This window comes from Ruegeria sp. AI3 (assembly GCF_056541245.1).
This window is the reverse complement of sequence record NZ_JBQFYA010000056.1, coordinates 1-1,117: the sequence shown is the minus strand read 5'-3', so window position 1 is coordinate 1,117 and position 1,117 is coordinate 1. Positions and strand designations below refer to the sequence as shown.

Genomic DNA, 1,117 nt, shown 5'->3' with positions numbered 1-1,117 from the left:
TTCGCTGTCTTGTAGCCTACACCGCTCCGCAAAATCGCCCAGGCAATGCGTGCTGTCTTGTTGGCGATAGCCACGAGCGTTTTGTTGTGACCTGCGCGTGCCAGCAAGCCCTGCGCCCATCTCGCGCGTTGATCATCACGATTGGCGATCCTGATCAGGACGGACCGGGCGCCGTGGATGAGCTGGCGCCGCAGGTATTGGTTGCCTCGTTTGCCTATGCCACCAAGCCGGGGCTTGCCGCCCGTCGTATATTGTCTGGGAACCAAGCCTATCCATGCCGCGAGTGCCCGGCCAGACGAAAAGTGTCGACCGTCATCAACGGCAGCGATCAAGGCGGTGGCGATCACAGGCCCGACGCCGGGGAGGGTTGCAAGACGTTTGCACCGCTCATCGGTCCGGCAGATCGCGATTAGCTTACGGTCGAGCTCAGCGACGTGTTTGTCCAACGCTTCGAATTCGGCGATAAGTGCGTTGAAGTTTTCCGTTGCCAGCGCTGACAACTTGGCCTCAGCGACGGCGTTTCTGATATCCTTTCGGAACCGAAAGGCACCGACTGGAATGACAACGCCATACTCCCCCAGAAGGCCCCGAATGTGATTAATCAATCCGGTCCGTTGTGTGATGAGACGATCACGTGTTCGATGCAGCATCTGCAAATCCTGTTGCTCCGTCGTCTTCACTGGGACAAATCGCATAGTCGGGCGCAGTGCGGCCTCATAGATCGCCTCGGCATCAACAGCGTCGTTCTTGGAGCCTTTGACAAACGGCATTACGAACCGCGGATGAACGAGGCGCACGGCATAGCCTTGCGCCTCAAACTGTCTGCCCCAGTGATGAGCGCTGGCACAAGCCTCCATGGCGACTGTTTCCGGGGAATACTCCTGAACGGCAGCGGCGAGTTTTGATCTGGTCACCTTCTTCGAGATTACCTCGCCCTCATTGGTGATTCCGTGGATGTGAAACGACTGTTTGCCTAAATCAATCGCAAGTAACTGCATTCTGTGAACTCCTTCTGCTTGATACGTCTGCCGAAAACTATCGGCATCGGTGCAAGGGGCGTCCATTCCATAAGATGAGAAAGAAATCCGGAACTAAGCCGAGCCACGGCGAGAAAGTT

At 56.6% G+C, this 1,117-nt stretch carries 1 protein-coding gene; it reads right to left on the bottom strand.

All coding sequences use genetic code 11. From position 1 onward, the window contains the following. Positions 1–998, bottom strand: a 998-nt coding sequence (locus ACRZ95_RS22965) for an IS110 family RNA-guided transposase (RefSeq protein ID WP_480555690.1), incomplete at its 3' end; no start/stop codon positions are given. Positions 999–1,117 lie beyond the last annotated feature (119 nt).